20 protein-coding genes are annotated in these 22,090 nt (G+C 59.5%); 7 read left to right on the forward strand and 13 right to left on the reverse strand.

What is annotated here, in order from left to right; all coding sequences use genetic code 11:
- Positions 1-205: 205 nt before the first annotated feature.
- Positions 206-997 (reverse strand): crotonase/enoyl-CoA hydratase family protein, encoded by a 792-nt coding sequence (locus tag FIV38_RS22840; protein WP_029298036.1) that lies wholly within the window; start codon positions 995-997, stop codon positions 206-208.
- 422 nt (positions 998-1,419) lie between these two features.
- Here FIV38_RS22840 and FIV38_RS22850 point away from each other — a divergent pair, with 422 nt between their 5' ends.
- A complete protein-coding gene (locus tag FIV38_RS22850) occupies positions 1,420-3,093 on the forward strand; it encodes a DEAD/DEAH box helicase (protein WP_017136163.1) in 1,674 nt (557 codons plus the stop codon).
- A gap of 254 nt (positions 3,094-3,347) precedes the next feature.
- Here FIV38_RS22850 and FIV38_RS22855 read toward each other — a convergent pair whose 3' ends face one another.
- Complete coding sequence (locus FIV38_RS22855) at positions 3,348-4,115, reverse strand: DODA-type extradiol aromatic ring-opening family dioxygenase (protein ID WP_092235243.1); 768 nt, start codon at positions 4,113-4,115, stop codon at positions 3,348-3,350.
- A 103-nt stretch (positions 4,116-4,218) separates the two neighbouring features.
- Between FIV38_RS22855 and FIV38_RS22860 the strand changes: the two genes are divergently transcribed.
- Positions 4,219-4,875 carry a thiopurine S-methyltransferase gene (locus FIV38_RS22860; protein WP_092235247.1) on the forward strand — a complete coding sequence of 219 codons (657 nt, stop codon included), beginning with the start codon at positions 4,219-4,221 and terminating at the stop codon, positions 4,873-4,875.
- Positions 4,876-4,930: 55 nt separating this feature from the next.
- On the opposite strand, the gene htpX is transcribed toward FIV38_RS22860, so the two are convergent.
- The gene (gene htpX, locus FIV38_RS22865; protein ID WP_029298042.1) at positions 4,931-5,818 is read right to left on the reverse strand and encodes a protease HtpX; all 888 of its coding nucleotides are present in this window, start codon (positions 5,816-5,818) and stop codon (positions 4,931-4,933) included.
- Between the two features lie 313 nt (positions 5,819-6,131).
- A complete protein-coding gene (locus tag FIV38_RS22870; protein WP_029298044.1) occupies positions 6,132-7,343 on the reverse strand; it encodes a pyridoxal phosphate-dependent aminotransferase in 1,212 nt (403 codons plus the stop codon).
- A gap of 203 nt (positions 7,344-7,546) precedes the next feature.
- On the opposite strand from FIV38_RS22870, the gene msrB reads away from it, so the two are divergent.
- From msrB to FIV38_RS22890, 3 genes are all read left to right on the forward strand, one after another.
- Complete coding sequence (msrB, locus tag FIV38_RS22875; RefSeq protein ID WP_092235250.1) at positions 7,547-7,939, forward strand: peptide-methionine (R)-S-oxide reductase MsrB; 393 nt, start codon at positions 7,547-7,549, stop codon at positions 7,937-7,939.
- Between the two features lie 211 nt (positions 7,940-8,150).
- Entirely contained in the window at positions 8,151-8,636 is a 486-nt protein-coding gene (locus FIV38_RS22885; protein ID WP_092235253.1) for a glutathione peroxidase, read from the forward strand.
- Positions 8,633-9,094 (forward strand): MarR family winged helix-turn-helix transcriptional regulator, encoded by a 462-nt coding sequence (locus FIV38_RS22890; protein WP_092235257.1) that lies wholly within the window; start codon positions 8,633-8,635, stop codon positions 9,092-9,094. Before FIV38_RS22885 ends, FIV38_RS22890 begins: the two co-directional genes overlap by 4 nt.
- Here the strand turns inward: FIV38_RS22890 and FIV38_RS22895 are convergent.
- A complete protein-coding gene (locus FIV38_RS22895) occupies positions 9,078-11,402 on the reverse strand; it encodes a hybrid sensor histidine kinase/response regulator (RefSeq protein WP_092235260.1) in 2,325 nt (774 codons plus the stop codon). The two genes, FIV38_RS22890 and FIV38_RS22895, sit on opposite strands and share 17 nt — an antisense overlap.
- Positions 11,403-11,567: 165 nt before the next feature.
- Here FIV38_RS22895 and FIV38_RS22900 point away from each other — a divergent pair, with 165 nt between their 5' ends.
- Both FIV38_RS22900 and FIV38_RS22905 read left to right on the forward strand, forming a co-directional pair.
- The gene (locus FIV38_RS22900; protein ID WP_029298058.1) at positions 11,568-12,458 is read left to right on the forward strand and encodes an ATP-binding protein; all 891 of its coding nucleotides are present in this window, start codon (positions 11,568-11,570) and stop codon (positions 12,456-12,458) included.
- A complete protein-coding gene (locus FIV38_RS22905; RefSeq protein ID WP_092235263.1) occupies positions 12,455-12,937 on the forward strand; it encodes a GAF domain-containing protein in 483 nt (160 codons plus the stop codon). Before FIV38_RS22900 ends, FIV38_RS22905 begins: the two co-directional genes overlap by 4 nt.
- Before the next feature lie 102 nt (positions 12,938-13,039).
- Here the strand turns inward: FIV38_RS22905 and FIV38_RS22910 are convergent, their stop codons facing one another.
- The 8 genes from FIV38_RS22910 to FIV38_RS22945 form a co-directional block, all read right to left on the reverse strand.
- Positions 13,040-16,666 (reverse strand): transporter substrate-binding domain-containing protein, encoded by a 3,627-nt coding sequence (locus FIV38_RS22910; protein ID WP_092235268.1) that lies wholly within the window; start codon positions 16,664-16,666, stop codon positions 13,040-13,042.
- Positions 16,667-16,674: 8 nt separating this feature from the next.
- Positions 16,675-17,301 (reverse strand): response regulator transcription factor, encoded by a 627-nt coding sequence (locus tag FIV38_RS22915; protein ID WP_092235269.1) that lies wholly within the window; start codon positions 17,299-17,301, stop codon positions 16,675-16,677.
- Positions 17,302-17,654: 353 nt separating this feature from the next.
- A complete protein-coding gene (locus tag FIV38_RS22920; protein ID WP_092235272.1) occupies positions 17,655-18,056 on the reverse strand; it encodes a response regulator in 402 nt (133 codons plus the stop codon).
- Between the two features lie 245 nt (positions 18,057-18,301).
- Positions 18,302-19,633 carry a deoxyguanosinetriphosphate triphosphohydrolase gene (locus FIV38_RS22925; protein WP_070995463.1) on the reverse strand — a complete coding sequence of 444 codons (1,332 nt, stop codon included), beginning with the start codon at positions 19,631-19,633 and terminating at the stop codon, positions 18,302-18,304.
- A 72-nt stretch (positions 19,634-19,705) separates the two neighbouring features.
- The gene (locus FIV38_RS22930; protein ID WP_029298071.1) at positions 19,706-20,869 is read right to left on the reverse strand and encodes an EAL domain-containing protein; all 1,164 of its coding nucleotides are present in this window, start codon (positions 20,867-20,869) and stop codon (positions 19,706-19,708) included.
- 94 nt (positions 20,870-20,963) lie between these two features.
- The gene (locus FIV38_RS22935; protein ID WP_029298074.1) at positions 20,964-21,305 is read right to left on the reverse strand and encodes a hypothetical protein; all 342 of its coding nucleotides are present in this window, start codon (positions 21,303-21,305) and stop codon (positions 20,964-20,966) included.
- Complete coding sequence (locus FIV38_RS22940) at positions 21,302-21,688, reverse strand: phage holin family protein (protein ID WP_029298076.1); 387 nt, start codon at positions 21,686-21,688, stop codon at positions 21,302-21,304. The genes FIV38_RS22935 and FIV38_RS22940 overlap by 4 nt, the downstream gene beginning before the upstream one ends.
- Before the next feature lie 2 nt (positions 21,689-21,690).
- On the reverse strand, positions 21,691-22,005 hold the full coding sequence (locus FIV38_RS22945) for an ElaB/YgaM/YqjD family protein (RefSeq protein WP_092235275.1): 315 nt from the start codon (positions 22,003-22,005) through the stop codon (positions 21,691-21,693).
- Positions 22,006-22,090 lie beyond the last annotated feature (85 nt).

Genomic DNA, 22,090 nt, shown 5'->3' on the forward strand with positions numbered 1-22,090 from the left:
CTGGGCTGCGAAGCAGCCCCAAAACCAGCCGCTGCGGCGTATCTGGTACAACGCATTCGGCTTATTGGGGCTGCTTCGCAGCCCAGCGCGGGCGATGCGGCGTTCCGACAAGCCCGCTCGCCACAACTGCGCTATCTGCCTGGATCTAGGCGTTGCGGCAAAATTGTGTAGATACCCATGCCGCGATGAGGCCATCACTGACTGCTTACAAACCTTTGAACACCCCCGGCCGCTTCTCCAGCATCGCTCGCACTCCTTCCTTGGCATCCTCGCTGTTAAGCAGTTTTTCGACCAGCACCGGCAACCCGGCCGCCGCCGCAGTCTCGCCTTCATCCCGCGCCTGGCGTGCCGATGTCAAAGTCGCCTGCACGCCCAGCGGCGCCTGGCTGGCGATCCGGTTGGCCAGGGCCAGCGCCCGCGGCAGCAGGTCTTCGCTGGCCATGACCTCCTGCACCAGCCCCAGGCGCAGGGCCTCATGGGCATCGAACTCATCGCCAGTCAGTAGCCAGCGCATGGCATTGCCCCAGCCGGCGATCTGGTGCAGGCGCAAGGTGGCGCCACCAAAAGGGAAGATCCCACGCTGGACTTCCATCTGCGCAAAGCGCGTATTGCTGGCGCACAGGTTGATGTCCGCTGCGAGCATCAGCTCGATACCGATGGTCAGGCAATAGCCCTGGGCGGCAACAATCACCGGCTTGCTGACCCGCGGCCCGGCAAATACACCCCACGGATCGCAGCCTCCCAGCGGCGGTTGCCAGCCCTGGGCCATGGTGTGGGCGACGTTGATCAGGTCCAGCCCGGCGGTGAAGTGGTCGCCATGGCCGAACACCACGGCTACGCGGGCTTCTTCATTGCGATCGAATTCGCCGTAGGCCAGGCTCAGTTCGTTGAGCAGGTCGAGGTCAAAGGCGTTGCGCTTGGCGACCCGATCGAGCCCCAGCAGCAGGACATGCCCTTGTAGTTCACGGCTGACGCGGCTGCTGCTGGCTTGATTCATGGGGAGATCCTCGGGCGCGAAAGGCAGTTTCGGACCGAAGGGCCCACTGCAAAAGGTGAAGCGTTTAAGCGCAATGACCAACAGGGCCGGGCCTTTGAAAAATAGACGCTCCTGCAAGGATGCGCAAAGCCTGTGACACAGAGCACTTGAATGGGCTTTTCCGATAAAAAAAGCTCCCTTTTTCAGGGATTTCCGGTATAGTGCGCGCCGGCCTTTAACCGGGCCGCGTTTAGGTAGCGCAATTCCCCGAAGTCAGCTTCGGCTGCACGTCCGCACAGCGGACTCTCCCTTGACGAATCTTTTTCATTCATTCGTTTTCGCAAATCCCCGCCGACAAAGCAGCCAGGGCGACTCTTGAGTCTCAACACGGCATGCGCAGCTTTGGAGCATGGGTCTTTGCGGATGCACTTAGAGGCAGACCCATGACCCAGGAAACCGGCGGCTTCGCCGCTTTTAATCTTAACCCGAACATTCTTGCTGCCGTCATCGCGACCGGCTACGAAGAACCTTCGGCTATTCAGCAGCAATCGATCCCGATCATCATGGCCGGCCAAGACATGATTGGCCAGGCGCAAACCGGTACTGGTAAAACCGCCGCGTTCGCTCTGCCTATCCTGCATTGCATCGATCCTGCCAAGCGCGAGCCGCAAGCCCTGATCCTGGCGCCAACCCGTGAGTTGGCGCTGCAAGTAGCAACCGCTTTCGAAACCTACGCCAAGCAAATGCCGGGCGTTACCGTTGTGGCCGTTTACGGCGGCGCGCCTATGGGCCCACAACTCAAAGCAATCCGTAATGGCGCACAGATCGTTGTCGCCACCCCGGGCCGTCTGTGCGACCACCTGCGTCGCGACGAAAAAGTGCTGTCGACCGTGAACCACCTGGTTCTCGACGAAGCTGACGAAATGTTGAAGCTGGGCTTCATGGATGACCTGGAAGTCATCTTCAAGGCGCTGCCACCGACCCGTCAGACCGTACTGTTCTCGGCCACCCTGCCACAGTCGATCCGTGCCATTGCCGAACGCCACCTGCGCGATCCGCAACACGTGAAGATCCAGACCAAGACTCAGACCGTTACCGCGATCGAACAGGCTCACCTGTTGGTTCACGCTGACCAGAAGACCTCGGCTGTATTGAGCCTGCTGGAAGTCGAAGACTTCGACGCCCTGATCATGTTCGTGCGCACCAAGCAAGCGACCCTGGACCTGGCCAGTGCCCTGGAAGCCAAAGGCTACAAAGCCGCTGCGCTGAACGGTGACATTGCCCAGAACCAACGTGAGCGCGTGATCGACTCCCTCAAGGATGGCCGTCTGGACATCGTTGTAGCGACCGACGTAGCTGCTCGTGGTCTCGACGTTCCACGTATCACCCACGTGTTCAACGTTGACATGCCTTACGATCCAGAGTCCTACGTTCACCGTATCGGCCGTACTGGCCGTGCTGGTCGCGAAGGTCGTGCACTGCTGCTGGTGACTCCGCGTGAGCGCCGCATGCTGCAAGTGATCGAGCGTGTAACCGGTCAGAAAGTTGCCGAAGTCCGCCTGCCGGATGCCCAGGCCGTTCTCGATGCCCGCATCAAGAAACTGACCAACAGCCTGTCGCCGCTGGTGGCTGACGCTGAATCGACCCACGGTGACCTGCTGGACCGCCTGACTGCCGATATCGGTTGCACCCCGCGTGCCCTGGCTGCAGCCCTGCTGCGCAAGGCTACCAACGGTCAGGCCCTGACCCTGGCGGCGATCGAGAAAGAACGTCCACTGGTGCCGAACAACGCTCCGCGCGGTGATCGTCCAGAACGTACGGGTGACCGTCCGGACCGTGGTGATCGCGAGCGTCGCGCTCCGGTTCCATTGGCTGAAGGCCGTGCCCGCTGCCGTACCGCGCTGGGCGCGCGTGATGGTATCGCCGCCAAGAACCTGCTGGGCGCTATCCTCAACGAGGGTGGCCTGGCACGTGAAGCGATCGGTCGCATCCAGGTGCGTGACAGCTTCTCCCTGGTGGAGCTGCCGGAAGATGGCCTGGAGAAGTTGCTGGCCAAGCTGAAGGACACTCGCGTTGCCGGCAAGCAGCTCAAGCTGCGTCGCTATCGCGAAGATTGATCGGCCTGCAGGCTGATTGATCGAACATAAAAAATCCCCGACTGGTTCGGGGATTTTTTTTGCCTGGGATTTCACCTGGCCGTGGCGGCTATGGGGAAGGCACAAGTATCTACACAACTTTCAGAAACTGACAAACCCCCCTGTGGCGAGCGGGGCGAGCCCGCTCGCCACAACTGCGCTATCTGCCTGGATCTAGGCGTTGCGGCAAAGTTGTGTAGATACCTATGATGGGGAAGGGGGACAAGCCTGCGCTGTCAGTCAAATCGATAGATATCCATCCCCAAGGCGCCCAGGGTGAACCCCTGATGCGCCACACTGAACTGCCCACCCGCGCCGCGTGCGAAGTACAACGGCAGCAAGTGCTCATCGCTGGGATGGCTGCGTACCGCATAAGGCGCTTGCTGGCGGTAGTCGTGCAACGCGGCCTCATCCTGTGTGGACAGTTTGTCGACCACCCAGTCGCGAAATTCCCGCGCCCAGGGCTCAATGCTTTCCGGGCCGGCGCGCCAGTCCAGCTCACCGAGGTTATGGGTAATGCTGCCGGAACCGATCAGTAGAACGCCTTCTGTGCGTAAGCTCCCGAGAGCCTGCCCGATCCGGGTTTGCAGCGCGGGCCCCATATGGCTGGGCAAGGACACCTGCACCACGGGGATATCGGCCGCCGGATACATCAACGACAGCGGCACCCAAGTGCCATGGTCAAATGGGCGCTGGTTATCGAGTCGGGGCTCTAGGCCATCGGCGGCGAGCAACTCGATGATCTGCCGCGCGAGTGCCGGGTTGCCGGGCGCTGGATACTGCACGGCGAACAGTTCGCGGGGGAAGCCGCCGAAGTCGTGCCAGGTTTCTGGGGCGGGACTGCCACTGACCAGTAACTCATGGCTTTCCCAGTGCGCGGACATCACCACGATTGCCTTGGGCCGGGGCAGGGCGCCAGCCAGTCGCTCAAGGGCCGGCCCGCTGGCGCCGGGTTGCAGGGCCAGCATGGGCGAGCCGTGGGAAATAAACAGGCTGGGGAGCATGGGCGGGGTCCTCAAGGTTAAGATGGGACCATCTTCAATCAGATCATTGATCTAAATCTAATATAAGTTTTAGCGCTATTTGATCGAATTTTCAGGACTACTCATGGACTCCACCTTTTGGCATGACCGCTGGGCAAGCAATCAGATCGGCTTTCACCTGCCCGAGGTCAACCCCTACCTGCTGCGGCACTGGCCGGGCCTCGGGTTGGCCAATCAGGCACGGGTACTGGTGCCGCTATGTGGCAAAAGCCTGGACCTGATGTGGCTGGTGCAGCAGGGGTATGGGGTGCTGGGTGTGGAGCTCTCGGAAAAGGCCGTCCAAGAGTTCTTCCAGGAGCATTGCCTGGTTGCGCAAGTCAGCCAGCGGGGAAGCTTCAAGGTTTATCAGGCGGGCGCTATCGAGTTGTGGTGCGGCGATTTTTTTGAGTTGAGTCGCGAGGATGCAGCGAGCTGCACGGCCCTCTATGACCGGGCGGCGCTGATTGCCTTGCCGCCGTTGATGCGCGAGCGTTATGCCGCGCATTTGCAGGTGATTACGCCGCAGGTGGGTAGTGGCCTGCTGATCAGCCTGGACTATCAGCAGGCCCAGAAAGCAGGCCCGCCATTTGCGGTCAGCGACGATGAGGTCCATAGGCTGCTGGGAGCGCACTGGCGGCTGAGCACCCTGGAGCAGCGGGATATCCTGGCCGAGAGTCCGAAGTTCGCCCAGGCTGGCGTCACGCGGCTGGAGGAGCGGGTTTACCAACTGGCGGGGTGTTAAACCTGCGCCCACAAAAAAGGGGCGATTGAATCGCCCCTTTTTTACTTGCTGGCTGTCAGCCGCGACGACGCAGTGCGTCGATCCGCTCTTCCAGCGGCGGGTGGCTCATGAACATCCGTGCCAGGCCTTGCTTGACGCCGCCGTTGATGCCGAAGGCATTCAGGGTGTCAGGCATATGCACCGGCAGGCCCTGTTCGGAGCGCAGGCGTTGCAGGGCGCCGATCATGGCGGCAGTACCGGCCAGTTGGGCACCGGCTTCGTCGGCGCGGAATTCGCGTTTGCGCGAGAACCACATCACGATGGAGCTGGCGAGGAAGCCCAGTACCAGTTCGGCAAAGATGGTCGCCACGTAGTAGGCGATACCCTGGCCGCCTTCGTTCTTGAAAATCACCTTGTCGACAAAGTTGCCGATGATCCGCGCGAAGAACATCACAAAGGTGTTCACCACGCCCTGGACCAGTGCCAGGGTCACCATGTCGCCGTTGGCGACGTGGCCGATCTCGTGGGCCAGCACGGCCTTCACTTCGTCGGGCGAGAAACGCTCCAGCAAACCCTGGCTGACGGCAACAAGAGCATCGTTCTTGTTCCAGCCGGTGGCGAAGGCGTTGGCCTCGTAGGCCGGGAAGATCCCGACTTCCGGCATCTTGATCCCGGCTTCGCGGGACAGTTGCTCGACGGTCTGCAGCAGCCATTGCTCATGCCGGGTGCGCGGCTGGGTGATGATCTGGGTGCTGGTGCTCATCTTCGCCATCCACTTGGAGATGAACAGCGAGAAGATCGAGCCGGCAAAACCAAAGACGGCACAGAAAACCAGCAGCTGATTGAGGTTCAGATCAACCCCGTTGGCCGCCATGAACCCGTTGAAGCCGAAAAGGCTCAGGGTGATGCTGGCAATCAGCACGACCGCCAGGTTAGTGGCCAAGAACAGCAGGATGCGCATCATGGTTGTAGAATTCTCCTCATGCTTAATATGTCGCTTACTGCGGGGTATATAAGGTGCGGCACTGGGCTATTCAACCGGGCGACTATTTCAAACTGTGTCCTACAGCGTGAATGTAGAGCCTTGAAGGGAATTTCTGACTATGGATGCAGCTGGAAATTCCCGTTCGGCAGCCTTTGGGCCCCGTGATTGTTGGGACGTACAGAGTAGAGGGGAAGCGGGGCAGGGCAGAAGGTGTTTCTACGCGAGGCGGGCACAGATGTGTTGCCAGATACTCGCTGTACGACCTGTAGCGGGTCGTACAGCGAAAGCACAGTTACTGGCGATAGGACTTCAGGAAGTTGCCGATGCGCCCGATGGCCATGTCCAGGTCATCCACGCGCGGCAGGGTCACTACGCGGAAGTGATCAGGCCACGGCCAGTTGAACGCCGTGCCCTGGACCACCAGCAGCTTTTCCGACAGCAGCAGGTCGAGGACGAACTTCTCGTCGTTGTGGATCGGGCACACTTTCGGGTCGATCCGTGGGAAAGCATACAGGGCGCCCATGGGTTTGACGCAACTGACGCCGGGAATGTCGTTGAGCAGCTCCCAGGTACGGTTGCGCTGCTCCAGCAGACGGCCAGCGGGCAGCACCAGGTCGTTGATGCTCTGGTAACCCCCCAGTGCCGTCTGGATCGCGTGTTGGCTCGGCACGTTGGCGCACAGGCGCATATTGGCCAGCATATCGATGCCTTCGATATAGCTCTGGGCATTGTGCTTGGGCCCGGAGATGGCGACCCAACCGGAGCGGAAGCCCGCTACCCGGTAGGACTTGGACAGGCCGTTGAAGGTCAGGCACAACAGGTCCGGGGCGAGCGAGGCCGTGCAGATGTGCACCGCGTCGTCATAGAGGATCTTGTCGTAGATCTCGTCGGAGAACACCACCAGGTTGTGCTGACGCGCCAGTTCCAGCATGCCCAGCAGGACTTCCTTGGAATACACCGCGCCGGTAGGGTTGTTGGGGTTGATGATGACCAGTGCCTTGGTGTTGGGCGTGATCTTGGCCTTGATGTCGGCCAGGTCCGGCCACCAGTTGGCTTGCTCGTCGCACAGGTAATGCACCGGATGGCCACCGGCCAGGGTCACGGCGGCCGTCCACAGCGGGTAATCCGGCGCCGGCACCAGCACTTCGTCGCCATTGTTGAGCAAGGCTTGCATGGCCATCACGATCAGCTCGGAGACGCCATTGCCCAGGTAGATATCTTCGATACCCACCCCTTCCACCTGCTTTTGCTGGTAGTACTGCATCACCGCCTTGCGCGCGCTGAACAGACCTTTGGAGTCGCTGTAGCCTTGGGCGGTGGGCAGGTTGCGGATCACATCCTGGAGAATTTCATCCGGCGCTTCGAAACCAAAGGGCGCCGGGTTGCCAATGTTCAGCTTGAGGATGCGATGGCCTTCCTCTTCCAGGCGTTTGGCGTGCTTGAGCACTGGGCCGCGAATGTCGTAGCAGACGTTGGCGAGCTTGTTCGATTTGCTGACCTGCATGGCGATGTGATCCCGAAAATGAACGATCCAGACGATGTGAAGACTACCGTGCTGGGAATCCTGCGTGTGGCCTGACCCATAAATACGTTTGAATGCCGATAACGCGGGTGCCAGACTGGTGTTTTGAAGAGGCGCAATCATACGTGCCGCCTGATCCATGGAAAAGACACAGATCAGGCTTTTTCAGTTGTCGAGGTGTATTGATGGAAAAGTTGGATAAGACCCTGGATGAATGGCGGGAAATGCTCGATCCGGCGCAGTACCAGGTGTGCCGTCTCAAGGGCACCGAACGGCCGTTTTCCGGTAAGTACAACGCCACCACCACCGATGGTGTGTATCACTGTATTTGCTGCAATGAGCCGCTGTTCGATTCCAAGACCAAGTTCGATGCCGGTTGTGGCTGGCCCAGTTTTTATGAGCCGATTGCCGACAGCGCGATGATCGAGATTCGCGATGTCAGCCACGGGATGATCCGCACCGAAGTGACCTGTGCCAAGTGCGATGCGCATTTGGGGCACGTGTTCCCTGATGGACCGCCGCCTACTGACTTGCGTTACTGCATCAACTCGGTGTGCCTGGACCTGGTTCCCCGTTGAAACCCTGCGTTGTGTAGGAGCGGGCTTGCCCGCGAAGATCGTTAACGGTGACGCGGGCTGCCTGGGTGAACGCGGAGTCTGGGCGTCTTTCGCGGGCAAGCCCGCTCCTACAAGGGGAGAATGTCGGGATATCGGTTTGGTTAATCATATTGTGTGCAATTGAATTGCTCGCTATGTTTATCTTGTCTTCTTTACTTCTTGAGGCCTTGTCATGAGCGACAAACTGCTGACCATTCCCTGCACCACCATCAAGGGCGAGCAAAAGACCCTGGCGGACTTCGCCGGTAAGGCGATCCTCGTGGTCAACACCGCCAGCAAGTGCGGGTTTACCCCCCAGTACAAAGGCCTTGAGCAGCTCTGGCAGCAGTACAAGGACCAGGGGTTGGTGGTGTTGGGGTTTCCGTGCAACCAGTTCGGCAAGCAGGAGCCGGGCAACGAGGGGGCGATTTCTGAGTTCTGTGAGCTGAACTTCGGTGTCAGCTTCCCGCTGTTCAAGAAGGTTGATGTCAATGGGGGTGAGGCCCATCCGCTGTTTGTGCAGTTGAAGCAGCGTGCGCCAGGCCTGCTGGGTTCCAAGGGCATCAAGTGGAACTTCACCAAGTTCCTGATCGGCCGCGATGGCCAGGTGGTCAAGCGTTTTGCCCCGACCACCAAGCCCCAGGAACTGACCCAAGAGATCGAAGCGTTGCTTAAATGACAGATTTGCCTAGCGTATCCCTGGCCTTGGATGACCAGTTGTGCTTCAAGCTGTACGCCGCCTCCCGGGCGGTGACACGGGCTTATAAGCCGATGCTTGACCAGTTGGGCCTGACGTATCCGCAATACCTGGTCATGTTAGTGCTGTGGGAATGGCACGCCTGCGCGCCGCACCTGCCGACGGTCAAGGCGCTGGGGGAGCGCTTGTTGCTCGACTCTGGCACTTTGACGCCGCTGCTCAAGCGTCTGGAACAGCTGGCGCTGATCAAACGTCGCCGTAGCGCGGCCGATGAGCGTGAAGTGCACCTCAGTCTTAGCGAAGCAGGCCAGGCGCTGCGTGATCGCGTCCAGCCGCTGAAGGCCCGCCTGTTGTGTGACAGCGGCGTGGACCTGAGCCACGCCGACGCCCTGCGCCAGGGGCTGGACCAGCTGTTGCGGCAAATCAGAGCGTTGTTGTAGTCGGCACCCAGAGGTCGAGCAGGGCGTTGAGTTCTTCGCGGCGAAAGGGCTTGGCCAGGTAGTCGTTCATCCCGGCGGCCCTGCACCGTTCGCGCTCCTCGGCCAGGGCATTGGCGGTCAGTGCGACAATCGGCAGCTCTGGCCAGCGCCCGCTGCGGCGAATCTGCCGGCTTGCCTCGTAGCCATCCATGACCGGCATGTTGCAGTCCATCAGCACCATATCGAAACGTTGTTCCTCCAACTGTTTCAACGCCTCGCCGCCGTGGGCGGCGACCACTACCTCGCAGCCAAGCTTGCTGAGCATGCCTTTAGCCACCAGTTGATTGACCGGGTTGTCTTCCACCAACAGGATGCGCGCCCGGTGGGCGACCGGGCTGGTTTCCAATTGGGCCAGGTCGAGGACGATTTCACTGTCGGCGCGCAGGTTGCGGTGCAAAACCTGATACAACGCGGCGCGGCTCAGTGGGCGTGCCTGCTGTTGCAGGGGCGCCAGCGCGGCCACTTCCTCGCTGGGCATGAAGCTGCCGTAGGCGGTGACCAGCAGGATCGGTGCGCGGATGCTCGGGCGCAGGCGGAACAGGCACTCGGGGCAGTCGGTGATGAGGATGTCCGGTGCCAGGCCGCTCAAGTCATCGTCGATCGTATAGCTGTGCGGCGTCAGTCCCCAGTGCGGCAGCAGGGTCTGCAGCAGTTCCGCCAAGCCGCTGCTGGCCCCGGTAATGACTGCAACTTCGCCGCTCAACGGCCCGAACCGCACGGCCGGTGTGTGGGCGGGGAGTGGCAGTTCGGCACAGAACTGGCTGCCGAAGCCGGTTTCTGAACTGATGGTCAGCCGGCCTTGCATGGCCTCGCAAAGATTATGGGTCAGGGCCAGGCCCAGGCCAGTCCCGCCGAACTGTCGGGTAATACCAGCACCCGCCTGGGTGAAGGGCTTGAAGATCCGCGCCTGGGCCTCCTGGGCAATGCCGATACCGGTGTCGCACACTTCTATGCGCACGCCATCGGGCTGCGCATTGAGTCGTACATCGACGCGGCCAAAGCGGGTGAACTTCAAGGCATTGGACAGCAGGTTACTGACAATCTGCCGGACCCGGGTCGGATCACCCACGACTTGGGCGGGAAACTGTGGGTCGATCAGGCAGGTCAATTCCACGCTGGGCGCGGCGTTTTGTGACAGCAGGTTGGCGGTGTCTTCCACCAGGGACCCGAGGTCGAAGGGGATGCTCTCCAGTTCCAGTTGCCCGGCATCGAACTTGGACAGGTCGAGAATATCGTTGAGCAGCTCTACCAGGACTTTGCCGGAGTCATGGGCAATCGACAGTTGTTGGCGTTGCTCGGCATTCAGCGCGCTGTCCAGGGATAGCGCGATCATGCCCAGCAAGCCATTGAGCGGGGTGCGGATCTCATGGCTCATGTTGGCGAGGAAGGCCGCCCGTGCCTGGGCCATGCCCAGGGCGGTCATTTTCGAGGCCTCCAGTTCTTCGTTGGATTGGCTTAGCCGCTGGTTGATCGCCTTGAGCTCGGTGGTACGCGCCGAAACAATGTCTTCCAACTGGCCAAGGTACTCGGTCAGGCGGTCTTCGGCGTGGCGTCGTTGCTGGATTTCGGTCTCCATATTCTCGAACTGTTGGTTGGCGACGTTGACCAGCACACCGATCTCATCGTGTTCGTGCCCGGGCGGGCAATCCAGGCGGGCCTGGGGTGCAGTGCCGGGGCTGCGTGTACTCAGTTCGTGGATGATGCGCACCAATGGCTGGGTCAGCATCACGTAGAACAGGCCCAGGAGGATGCCGGTCAGGATCAGGCTGCGGGCAAAGCCATTGAGCAGGGTGATCTCGGCGCGGCGTAGGAAATGGCTGCCAAATGCATAGGTATCGACGTTAAGACGCAGCACACCTAGAGATTCGCCGGGCATATGGGTAAGGTACAGGCGGTCTTCGAACTGGCGGTTGGCGCCGAACAGGAAGTCGCTGATGGGGCGGTAGCGGCTCTCCTTGCGCGGCCGATCAACATCAGCCAGCACCAGGCCATTGTTATCGACCAGTTGCGCCCGGGTAATGGCGGGGGAGTGCAGCAGGCCCAGGGTCAGTTCCTGGGCCAGTTCGGCGTCGATGTTGTAGGCGATGCGTGAGGCCGGGTTGTGACTGATCTCCAGCAACGCATGTATTTCACGGTTGATGGAAGCATCTTCGCTGGCATAATCAATGCCGATTTGGATCAGGCTGAGCAAGGTTCCCAATACGAAACCGACCAGCACAGTCAGTCTGGCTTGTTTATAAGACAAGCGGTGGGCGAACTTGATATCCATTGGGTGCTGAGCCACTTTACGTTTCCCTTCGCCCGGCAAGCATAGCTGAACATCCTCAACGCCAGCCTTGCCCGGTATGAATCGTTTTTCAGGTGCAACCGTCTGGCAGCTGCGTCAGGGTTGCCAATACGCCATCTTTTACAAAAACTTGCCACAGGAATAGTCATGGATTCTCGATTGAATGCCTTTCTTGAGCGGGCCGATGCGGTGCTTGCTCGTCTGGAACCCCTGTTGCCAGCCCCTCGTGCGGTGATTGACTGGAATCACTGCCTGGCAGCCCGCTGGCAGCGCGAGGGCCGCAGCGGCTTTCTGTTGCCACTGGAAGTCAGCCTGGATATGCGCCTGTCCGACCTGATCGGCGTCGACAAGCAGCGCGAGCAATTGGCGCGCAATACCCAACAGTTTCTCGACGGCCTGCCTGCCAACCATGCGTTGCTCTGGGGCTCGCGTGGTACTGGCAAATCGTCCATGGTCCGCGCGTTGCTGGCCCAGCATGCCAAGGCCGGCTTGCGCTTGATCGAAATCGAGCGTGATCACCTGGCTGACCTGCCGCGTGTGGTCGAACAACTACTCAAGCTGCCACAGCGTTTTATCCTGTTCTGCGACGACCTGTCGTTTGAGGCTGGCGAAGGCGATTATCGTGTGCTCAAGAGCGTGCTCGACGGCTCGCTGGAGCAGGCCCCGGAAAACGTGTTGCTGTACGCTACCTCGAACCGTCGTCACTTGGTGCCGGAAAACCAGAGCGACAACGACAACTGGAAGCGCGTGGACGGTGAGCTGCATCCCAGTGAGGCCGTGGAAGACAAGATTGCCTTGTCCGACCGTTTTGGCTTGTGGTTGTCGTTCTACCCGTTCACCCAGGAGCATTTCCTGGACGTGGTGGAGCACTGGATTGGTGAGTTGGCGAACAAGGCCGGTTTGCAGTGGCAGCGTGATGAAGCACTCGACATCCTTGCGGTGCGCTGGGCGACGGGCCGTGGCAATCGCAACGGCCGCTGTGCCTACCAATTTGCCCGCTACTGGGTTGGCCTTAAACTGCTGGAGCGCCAGCCATGATCGACTTGCAAGAGGCCGGCAGCGGCCTTGATGGATACGCCATGCTTTGTGCACAGCTGGAATCGCTGCTGGCCGATGAGCGGGACTTTATCGCCAACGCGGCGCAGTTTTCCGCGTTCCTGTACAACCAGCTCGATGACTTGAACTGGGCTGGCTTTTATCTCAACCGTGATGAAGAACTGGTGCTCGGGCCTTTCCAGGGGCAGATCGCCTGCGTGCGGATTCCGTTCGGCCGGGGCGTGTGTGGTGCCGCGGCGGCTTCGCGACAAACCCAGCGGGTGGAAGATGTGCATGCGTTTGCCGGGCACATTGCCTGCGACAGTGCCTCCAACAGTGAACTGGTGGTGCCGTTGATCAAGGATGGGACGTTGATTGGGGTGCTGGATCTGGATAGTCCGAAACTGGCGCGTTTCAGTGCTGAGGATCAGGTGGGGATTGAGCGGCTGGCAGCGATCTTCCTGCGGTTGACTGCCTGCTGAGTAAGCTGGGAGCTGGCTTGCCTGCGATGGTGCCCGTAAGAGTACATGGGGGTGTCAGGAACCCCACGTCTTCGTTAGCGACCATCGCCGGCAAGCCGGCTCCTACAGTGGAGCGAGGGTGTCCAACTGCTCCTGCAGTACGTGCTCGAGGTCGAGCATGGCTTTTTCGATGGCCTTGACCCAGGTCTCGAATTGCGCCAGGTCGGCATCTTCGCCAGCCTGTTCCAGCAGCTCACATTGTTCGGCCAATACGCCGGCCTGGGCGATCCTGGCGGCGCCCTTGATCTTGTGGGCCTGGTCGATCAGGCCCTGGCGGGCACCTTGCAGGAGCAATGCCATGAGTTCCTCGCGATCGCACCGGCTGCTGCTCAACAGTTCTTCCAGCAGACGCTGGCTCAGCAGTGGATCACCGCCGGTAAGGGCGTTCAGGCCGTCGAGGTCAAAGATCCGCGATGGCGCGTATGGGGTGATTTCGGCCAGTTGGCGCTCCAGTGCCGTGAGGCTGATGGGCTTGAACAGGCAGTCATTCATGCCCGCGTCCCGGCAGCGCTGTTTTTCCTCCGGTTGGGCATTGGCGGTGAAGCCCAGAATGACACAGGGCGTGATGCTCTCCCGTCGCTCATGCTCACGGATTGAACGGGTCAGTTCATAACCGTTCATTACCGGCATATTGCAGTCGGCAATGATCAGGTCGAAGTGTTCCTGGCGCCAGGCCTGGAAGCCCGCCGCACCATTGTGGACTGCGGTGAAGCGATGCCCGAGGAAGCCCAGTTGCTGGCACATGAGCAGGCGGTTGGCCGGATGGTCGTCCACCACCAGTACATTCAGCACGGCTGCGGCATTCTGAGCCGCGGGCTTGAGTTCGATCAGCGGGTAGGCAGGAGGCAGGCTGGTCAGTTGCAGCGAGACAAACACCTGGGTGCCCACGCTGGGGACGCTGCTCAGGGCCAGCTCTCCGCCCATCATCTCGCACAGGCTGCGACAGATCACCAGGCCAAGACCGGCGCCGCTCCTGGCCAGGTGCCCGGAATTGTCGGCTTGGGAAAAAGGTTCGAACAGGCGTTGCTGGTCATCCCGGCTGATACCGATACCGGTGTCCTCGACCACCAGTTTCATCTGGATCTGTTGTGGCTGTCCGGTGGCCTGGATATCCACCTTGATCTTCACGTCTCCCTGCTCGGTGAACTTGATGGCGTTGCTCACCAGGTTCGACAGGATCTGTTTGAAGCGCAGGGGATCGATCTGCACGTCACGTTCTTCGACGCCGGGATTGAACTCCAGCAGCAGGTTGAGGTTTTTCTGGCGTGCCAGGCCATCGAACACCCGCACGACGGACTCGATCAGCTCCCGCAGGTCGACGCGCTCCGGCGCCAGGCTCAGGCGGCCCGACTCAATGCGCGCGATGTCGAGGATATCGCCAATCAACTCCAGCAAGTCCTTGGCCGAGTTGTAGGCCACCTCGATCGCCGGACGGTCCAGGTGCCCCTGGTCGGCCCGTTTCAGGGTCAATTCCAGCATGCCGATCACCGCGTTCATGGGCGTGCGGATCTCATGGCTCATGGTGGCCAGGAACGTGCTTTTTGCGCGATTGGCTTCATCTGCGCGGTCCTTGGCGGCGCGCAGGTCATCGAATAATTGGCGACGTTCGCTGATATCGATCCAGCCGCCGATGATGCCCTGCACCTTACCGACCGAATCCCGGTAAGGCAGGATCCAGTGATAGATCGTCAGGTGCTGCCCGCCAATGTCCAGGGAGCGGTCAAGGATCAGTGGCGTGCCTTCGGCCACCACTCGCAGATAGTCGGCATGGTACTGGTTGGCCTGGGCCGCATCCGCCAGGCTGATTTGCATGACACTCTTGCCAATGACCTCTTCACGCCTGACGCCGAAGACCTGCAGGTAACTGTCATTGCACGTCTGCAGTAAACCATTACGGTCGCGCACGTAGATGGGGTGAGGAGTTTCATTGACCAGGGCACGCATGAATTCGTATTGGTCGCTCAAGGCCCGCTCTGCCATCTGTCGGTGCTTGATCTGCCTGCGCATGTAGCCGTTCCAGGCCAGCGAGGTGAGCAGCAGCAGCCCGGCAGCGCTGATGATCTGGATAATCAGGCGGTGGTAGTTGCGCCAATAGCTGTCGGATGCCGCCGTGTAACCACGCCAGCGGTTGTTGATAACCCCCAGTTCATCTGGCGCGATGCTGAGCAGGGCCTTGTCCAGAATGGAGGCCAGTTCGGTGGCGCTGCGTGATGTTGCCAGGGAAAAAGAGGCCAGTTGCGTACCGATACTTGAACTGATCTGCAATCGGTCCTGAAAGAACTGGGACGAAAGGAAGTAGTTGGCGACCACCAAAGAATTGACGGCCCCATCCACTTGCCCCTGTGCGAGCATTTCCGAGGCCTTGAACGTATCGTCGGCCTGTACCAGGGTGATCTGTGCAAATTCCCGATGCAGATAATCCACCAGGGGGTTGCCTTGGGTGATAGCCAGTTTTTTTCCTGCCAGTTGCTCAAGGCTGGAAGGGGCGCCGGGCTCCTTGCGTGTGAGCAGGACGTAGGAGTTCTGCAGGTAGGGACGGCTGAAATTGAGCCTGGCTTCACGTTCGCGGGTTGGGCTGATGGCGGCAATGATGTCGGCGCTGCCGTTCTCGACCTGCTCGATCATTTGGTTGACGTTGCGGGTGTGCTGGAACTCCAGGCGCAAGCCCGTGCGCAGGCGGATCAGTTCCAGCAGGTCGGCGGTCATGCCCCGCAATTGGCCGTCTGAATCGACGAACGTCAGTGGCGCGAAGGTTTCGTTGATGACCACTTTCACCACCGGATGGTCCTTGAGCCAGCGTTCTTCACGCCGGCTCAACTGCAGCTTGTGGTCGCTCAGCAGGATATCGCTGCCTGCGCTCCAGCGTTTGGCGATGCTTTCGCGCTCGTGGGATTCGACGCTGGCGAGGACCGCATCGACGATGCCCAGCAGGGTTTGCTGACCGCGATGTACGGCAAAACTGAAGCCGTAGGCTTCGTGCTTGCCGAAATTGGCCATGCGGATGTTCTTCAGGTAGCCCTTGTTGATCATGTAGTGGGTGGAAATGGTATCGCCGAGAAATACATCGGCCTGGTCGAACGCCACGGCGTTCAGCGCATTCAAGTAAGACGGATAGACCTGGATGATCGCGTTGGGGTACAGCGCTTCGACTTCCTTGAGCGGCAGGTAGTGGTAGACGAGGCTCAGGCGCATGCCCGCCAGCCCCTCGTCGAGCGGGCGGGTCTCTGCGTCACGGGTGACCAGCACTGGCTGGTCGACCGCGTAGGGTGTTGATAGGACAATGTCGGCGTTGTTCGCTTCAAAGCCGTTGGCGCTACCCAGCAAATCGATTTTCCCGTCTTCCAGCGCCTGCATTGCCGCTTCCCGTGACGGGTAGCGCATCACGCTGACGGGCACTGCCAGGGCTTTGGCGAGGATGCCTGCGTAATCGGCAGTAATACCTTCGTAGTCATGCCCGCTGGCGGTGATGTCGAAAGGCGGGTAATCGGGTATCGAGGTGCCTAGCACCAGTTCGCGCTTGTTTTGTAGCCATTGGCGCTGGGTAGGGTCCAGTTGAACGTCCAACTGAGCGATACCGGCACGACTGAGCAGAGAGTAGCGTTCTGGAGCGGTTTGAGTGGCTGGCACGGCTGTACTCAAGCACAGCCCGATACTCAAAATGATTAGATAGTCCTTTAAACGCCTTGGCATCCTGTTTCTCACACTAACGCGTTGCGTTTTGCCATCTCGATAAGTTCTACCAAAGACTTGGCTTTGAGTTTTTGCATTAAACGTTTTTTATAAGTGCTGACAGTTTTATTGCTGAGGAACATGCCTTTGGCAATTTCCTTGTTTGTGCGACCTTGCGCAAAAAGTTGTAAGACCATAAGTTCTCGGTCATTGACTGATTTGAAAAGTATCAATTCTTCGTTTTCTCCCAGTTCGGAGTCCGTGGTATTCAAGGCCTGGCTTGGGAAATAGTTGTAACCTGAAAGTACAGCCCTGATTGCACTTAGCAGTTCGCTTAGGTCACCTTTTTTGCAGACATAACCGTCGGCACCTGAGCGCATGCAGCGTGTAGCAAAAAGTGTCGGGGATTGGGCCGTTAGAATCAGGGTTTTCATTGGCGTGCTCATGGCGTTGAACCTGCAAAGGACCTCCAGACCGTCGAGCTTGGGAATACTGATATCAAGTATGATGAGGTCTGGAAGGCATTCGCGGACCATTTGTATCGCGTCGCAACCGTTATCTGTTTCACCGACTATTTTGTAACCTTCATGTTCCAGCAACATTCGGATTGCAAGTCGAATAACCGGATGGTCGTCAATAATAAAAACTGTATTCATGAGGCAATTCCATACTAGTGCAAATTAGCGCGCACATTAGCTCAGAAGGTAGGTCAGGAGCATGAAGGGAAGGCTGAGTAGGTATAAAACAGGAAAAATCCTACGTATAAAAAGGTATTGGACTACGATGCGCTAAGGCTTTCTTGGTCGTATTGTAAGAGTTTCTTAGGTGGAACGCTTTAAAGTTGTGCGGTGTTATTGATAGGTTGGAGAAGGGCGATATTTCATTTGCAGAAGTGTTTAATGTCCTACGTAGAAATTTGAAAAGTTACCTTAGGAATAACAGAGTGCGGGTGCGGCAGCGTGCTTCAGGTTTGATCCACGGTTTTAGCTCAAGTCCAGGGCCACACTCTTTAGTCCTGGCCGAGTCCTGATTGGCTGATCAACTCGATCCAGGCTTCTTTGTTCAAGGGCTTGGGCAAATACCCAAGCAGACGCAAGTCGCGTTGTATGGCGAGGGTTTTCAGATATTCCAGTTCAACGGTCGGTAGGCTACTTAGCAATACCGCACTTTTGACAAAACCTGCATGGCTGGCGATCTCCACCAGCTCCAAGCCGGTGAGGTCGGGCAGGCATTGATCACATAACATGACATCGAAGGGGGCCTCGGTCGTTCTCATCAACTTGATCGCCTGTTCGGCATTTTCAGCGGGGGTCAGTTGGCTGAAACCGAAACTCTTGAGCAGGCATTGGATGGCCAGGAGTTGGAACGGGTGATCTTCCACCAACAGGATGCGCAATTGTCGTTCTGGCATAGGAAGTTCCGTGGAAGTAGCTGCAGGCGCAAAGTGCAAGCCATTGCCTGTGTTGAATTGCCCAATGAACCAGGCGCTGGGCGATCGTGGGTTGGCGTGAATGTAGGAGCTGATCGCTGGGTTGGATCAGAGAGGGGTGATTATTCATCGGGTGTTGGGGCGAATTCGATCAGGCCGCTCTGGTGCCAGCGTAGGTCGATTCTTCGAGGTAAGTGCCCAGGCAGGAAGCCTGCCCGGGCCACGGTTCATTGAGGGTGCGAACGCCCAGTCATCTCGCGGGCCATTTCGCTGGCGTAGCTGTCGGTCATGCCGGCGATGAAGTCGATCATGCGCAGGAATGAACGGTGCAGCGACCAATCAGGATGGGGTGCGCTATTACCCAGTAAATCGAGGACGCGTCGATTCTTGAAAGACGGGGTACGGCCGCCATGTTGTTCCAGGGCTGCACCACAAAAGGTGTTCAGGAGGATCTCCAGGGTGGTGTAGGCGCCGATCTCATGCAGCGTCTTGCGCTTGTCCTGGAAGATTTTCTTGCGTGCCATGTCCTTGGCATTCAGTACACAACGTTTGGCCGGGCCATGCATATGCTCCACCAGGTCGCCTTGCAGGGTCCCGGCCAGCAGCGCCGACTGTTGTTCGACGAACGCCCGTGCGGCGGCGTTGGTCAGGTGCTCGATCGCCTTGCCACGCAGAATCGCGAGTTTGCGGCGCCGGGAGTCCTGGGGCCCCAGTTGCCGGTAGGTTTGCGGCAAGTCATCGCCCACCAGGTTCAACAGCAGTGATTCGACCTCGGCATACTCCAGCAAGTCCATTTCCAGGCCGTCTTCCAGATCGATCAAGGCGTAGCAGATGTCGTCGGCCGCCTCCATCAGGTAGACCAGTGGGTGGCGCGCCCAGCGTTGTTCCTCCAGTTGAGGCAAGCCGAGTTTCTGGGCGATCTGTTCAAGGATCGGCAGCTCGCTCTGGTAGCAGCCGAACTTGTGTTTCTTGTAGCCCAGGGAGTCGGCGTGACGGGCGGTCCACGGGTACTTGAGGTAAGTGCCCAGGGTTGCATAGGTCAGGCGTGTGCCGCCGTCGAACTGGTGGTACTCCAATTGCGTCAGCACGCGGAACCCTTGCGCATTGCCTTCGAAGTTGAGGAAGTCGTTGCGCTCGGCGCCGCTCATGTCATCCAACCAGCCACGGCCTGCCGCCTGCTGGAACCAGTGGCGAATCGCATCTTCGCCAGAATGGCCGAACGGCGGGTTGCCGATGTCATGGGCCAGGCAGGCCGATTGCACCACCATCCCCAGGTCACTGGGGTCGCACCAGTCGGGCAGGGCGCTGCGAATGGTTTCGCCGACGCGCATACCCAGGGAGCGCCCCACGCAGCTGACTTCCAGCGAGTGGGTGAGCCGCGTGTGGATATGATCGTTGCTCGTCACCGGATGAACCTGGGTCTTGCGGCCCAAGCGGCGAAAGGCCCCGGAGAAGATGATCCGGTCATGGTCTTTGTGAAACGGGCTGCGGCCCAACTCTTCCGGGCTGTGCAGGGATTTTCCGAGGCGTTCGCGGGTAAGCAGGGTAGGCCAATCCAAGGCGGGGGCTCTCCGTGGGATGAATGTCGAGCTCCAGCTTCCCGGTTCGGCGTGCCCGGAGCAAGCGAAAAACTACAGGCCGGCAGCGTCAATATCGATTAACAGCAAGCGCTGACCGTTATCGAAGAATTGTCCTGCTGTCAGGCAGTATTGATTGGTCGTGGCATCGCGGTAAGTGCTGGACAGAATCAAGCGGCGTTCCTCCCAGCCCTCGGCCAGCAGATGATAGAAATAAGGCCGCCATGACCAGTTGTGGCCCAGGTAGCGGCTGTCGGCTTGCCAGGCATCCTGGCGCCATTCGAAGTTTGGCGTCAGTTGGGTGCCGTGGCGATCGCACTGATAAAACCGCAATAACCTGGGAAAACCCGGCAGCCATGGCAGCCGGCTGAGTGGCGCCTGGGCCAGGGCCCAGCCTTGCAGGATCTGCATCAGTTCAATCAGTTGCTGGCGCAGCAGCATGATGCGCCCGCGCTCGGCCAGTTTCTGCTGCACGTAAGCCTGGCGTAGTACGGCGAAACGCGGGACGAATGCATCGGCAGCGAACCAGTCCAGTTGCGCCTGGGCAAACAGGTAGCCCTGGACATAACGTGCCCCGCATTCAAGGGCAAAACTGAGTTGCGCCTCGGTTTCTACGCCTTCGGCAATGATCCAGCAGCCGGTTTTTTCCGCCATTTGCGCCAGGGCGCGCACCACCTCACCGCTCGGGCCGCCCAACGCGGCGGCCTGGAACAGGCGCATATCCAGCTTGAGGATGTCCGGGCGCAAGGCCAGGACCCGATCCAGTTGTGAATACCCGGCACCAAAATCATCAATGGCAATTCGTGCGCCGGCCTCACGGTAGCGGGATACGACTTCTGCCAGGCGCCGGCTATCACCTCCCAGTTCGGTAATCTCAAACACGATGCGCCTTGGATCGACGTCATGGGCTTGCAACTGCTTCAGGCTGGGCAGAGCTTGGCCCGGTCGCAGCAGGGAGATCCAGCGCGGCGAGATGTTAAGGCTCAGGAACCAGTCTTCAGGCGCTTCGTGCAGGCGGCTCAGGGCGTTGTCGCGGATCTTGCGGTCCAGGCGCCGCAACGCCGAGGTGGGCGTGCGAGCGTCGGCGAACAACGGGCCGACCGACTGCAGTTGGCCATCTGCCTGCAGCAGGCGGCCCAATGCTTCCACCCCGGCGATGCGGCCGGTAGCGGTGTCGATAAAGGGTTGGAAACAGGCGAGCGGTTGCCCGTCAATCACAGAGCCTCCTTAAAATGCTTGGGCATGAAAAAGGCCCGGCCCCTACAGGGAGGGAACCGGGCCTGATCCGTTTGCAAGAATGCAGCCAGTTACCTCAGGGCTTGCGGGAGGCACCCTGCATGGCCAGCTTGATCAAGGGGATCAGGCCTGCGCCGAGCCGTACCAGGCGGGTCATGGTGCCGATACTGCCACCTTTGGCGCCTTTGCCGGTGAAGAATCCCAGGAGGGTCACCGCCGCGACGCCCCACAGCGGCGCATGCTTGATGCCAAACCCGTCTTGCCAGCTCTGGCCCATGTTGCGCACCTTTTGCAGGGGCAGCAGCAATTGCTGTGACTCGTGGCGAATTTCCTGGCGGTGCATTTCCATGCGCAGGCGGATCAAGGCCTTACGCATCTCCCGCCGGGAGTTGGTTTGCGGCAGTTCAGTCAGGCTCATGGCAGCAGGCGCTCCCGGTCGTTGGCCAGCTCTTCGAGGGTGGCATGGAAAGGCGTGGATTCATCAAACACCGCCGCCTTCAACCGCAGCCCGCAGAACGCTGCGGCCAGTACGTAGAACACGCAAAGGCTGATGATCCCGGTCAGGCGGTAGGTGTCCCAGACGAGGATCATGACCAGCGCCGATAACCCCACCAGCAGCAACAGGGCAAATACCAGCGCCAGGCCGGCAAACAGCAGCAGGCTGACGGTGCGTGCCTTCTGTTCCTGTAACTCGATGCCGAACAGCTCGACATGGCTGTGCAGCAAGCCCAGGACTGCAGCGCCAAGGCGCCGCGATGTGGAGCTTGGGCCCGAGGACGAGCCGGTTTCGCCGATAGACATGATTAGCGCCTTGTGGCCAGCAGGCCGATCAGAAAGCCCACGCCGGCAGCGATGCCAACGGATTGCCACGGGTTGGCCTGGACGTAGTCTTCGGTGGCGGTGACTGCCGCCTTGCCGCGTTCGCGCAGGGAATCTTCGGTCAACTTCAAGGTTTCACGAGCCTGTAGCAGGCTGTCGTGGATCTTTGAACGCAGCTCATCAGCCTGGTCCCCGGCGAGAATCGCGGTGTCGTCCAGCAGCTTTTCAGTGTCGTTGACCAAGGTCTGGAAATCTTCCATCAGTATCTCTTGAGCAGTCTTTGCCGTTTTTCTGGCCATGGTTATCTCCGTGAGTGGCTGTCTGATGCTTTTGCAAGGTTTTGGTTGAGAGTCGCCGGCATCGGTGAAGGTTCACTGCAATTGT

Source organism: Pseudomonas proteolytica, from assembly GCF_007858275.1.
GTDB lineage: Bacteria > Pseudomonadota > Gammaproteobacteria > Pseudomonadales > Pseudomonadaceae > Aquipseudomonas > Aquipseudomonas proteolytica.

What these genes read in the sequence shown, in the direction of transcription:
- FIV38_RS22855 (WP_092235243.1), bottom strand. Translation starts at nt 4,115, where the DNA reads ATGCTCCCCAGCCTGTTTATTTCCCACGGCTCGCCCATGCTGGCCCTG.
- FIV38_RS22945 (WP_092235275.1), bottom strand. Translation starts at nt 22,005, where the DNA reads ATGGCCAGAAAAACGGCAAAGACTGCTCAAGAGATACTGATGGAAGAT.
- FIV38_RS22915 (WP_092235269.1), bottom strand. Translation starts at nt 17,301, where the DNA reads ATGAATACAGTTTTTATTATTGACGACCATCCGGTTATTCGACTTGCA.
- FIV38_RS22935 (WP_029298074.1), bottom strand. Translation starts at nt 21,305, where the DNA reads ATGAGCCTGACTGAACTGCCGCAAACCAACTCCCGGCGGGAGATGCGT.
- FIV38_RS22860 (WP_092235247.1), top strand. Translation starts at nt 4,219, where the DNA reads ATGGACTCCACCTTTTGGCATGACCGCTGGGCAAGCAATCAGATCGGC.
- FIV38_RS22920 (WP_092235272.1), bottom strand. Translation starts at nt 18,056, where the DNA reads ATGCCAGAACGACAATTGCGCATCCTGTTGGTGGAAGATCACCCGTTC.
- FIV38_RS22840 (WP_029298036.1), bottom strand. Translation starts at nt 997, where the DNA reads ATGAATCAAGCCAGCAGCAGCCGCGTCAGCCGTGAACTACAAGGGCAT.
- htpX (WP_029298042.1), bottom strand. Translation starts at nt 5,818, where the DNA reads ATGATGCGCATCCTGCTGTTCTTGGCCACTAACCTGGCGGTCGTGCTG.
- FIV38_RS22900 (WP_029298058.1), top strand. Translation starts at nt 11,568, where the DNA reads ATGGATTCTCGATTGAATGCCTTTCTTGAGCGGGCCGATGCGGTGCTT.
- FIV38_RS22850 (WP_017136163.1), top strand. Translation starts at nt 1,420, where the DNA reads ATGACCCAGGAAACCGGCGGCTTCGCCGCTTTTAATCTTAACCCGAAC.
- FIV38_RS22885 (WP_092235253.1), top strand. Translation starts at nt 8,151, where the DNA reads ATGAGCGACAAACTGCTGACCATTCCCTGCACCACCATCAAGGGCGAG.
- FIV38_RS22940 (WP_029298076.1), bottom strand. Translation starts at nt 21,688, where the DNA reads ATGTCTATCGGCGAAACCGGCTCGTCCTCGGGCCCAAGCTCCACATCG.
- FIV38_RS22910 (WP_092235268.1), bottom strand. Translation starts at nt 16,666, where the DNA reads ATGCCAAGGCGTTTAAAGGACTATCTAATCATTTTGAGTATCGGGCTG.
- FIV38_RS22905 (WP_092235263.1), top strand. Translation starts at nt 12,455, where the DNA reads ATGATCGACTTGCAAGAGGCCGGCAGCGGCCTTGATGGATACGCCATG.
- FIV38_RS22870 (WP_029298044.1), bottom strand. Translation starts at nt 7,343, where the DNA reads ATGCAGGTCAGCAAATCGAACAAGCTCGCCAACGTCTGCTACGACATT.
- FIV38_RS22895 (WP_092235260.1), bottom strand. Translation starts at nt 11,402, where the DNA reads ATGGATATCAAGTTCGCCCACCGCTTGTCTTATAAACAAGCCAGACTG.
- FIV38_RS22890 (WP_092235257.1), top strand. Translation starts at nt 8,633, where the DNA reads ATGACAGATTTGCCTAGCGTATCCCTGGCCTTGGATGACCAGTTGTGC.
- msrB (WP_092235250.1), top strand. Translation starts at nt 7,547, where the DNA reads ATGGAAAAGTTGGATAAGACCCTGGATGAATGGCGGGAAATGCTCGAT.